At 56.1% G+C, this 321-nt stretch carries 1 pseudogene; it reads left to right on the top strand.

The features are described 5' to 3' along the window. Window positions 1-64: 64 nt before the first annotated feature. Window positions 65-321: pseudogene (locus B2R17_RS17175) on the top strand (squalene--hopene cyclase); the annotation flags it as partial.

Below are 321 nucleotides of genomic sequence, written 5' to 3'. Positions count from 1 at the left end.
CGACACTGGTGTTGGTCCGGCGAATGATGCGGTCAAGCCAATGTTTGGCGGTCGATCAGGAGCGATGAAGAGTGCATTGATCGCGGCTTATGGTGGCACGCAAGAAACATTGAACGCGGTCGAACGCGGTTTGCAGTGGCTCGCGAAAAATCAGGAACGATCGGGATCATGGAGCATGGCGGGTCCTTACTCCGACGCCGCTCCGTTCTCTGAAAACCGATGTGCCGCCACGGCCATGGCGATGCTGGCATTTCAAGGTGATGGCAACACGCATCTTGTAGGTCCCTACGCAAAGAACGTCGAACGTGGACTACGAACGTT

The organism is Rhodopirellula sp. UBA1907 (assembly GCF_002337565.1).
Lineage (GTDB): Bacteria > Planctomycetota > Planctomycetia > Pirellulales > Pirellulaceae > Rhodopirellula > Rhodopirellula europaea.
Note: the sequence above shows the minus strand (reverse complement) of the source record. Positions and strands in the feature narration are given on the sequence as shown.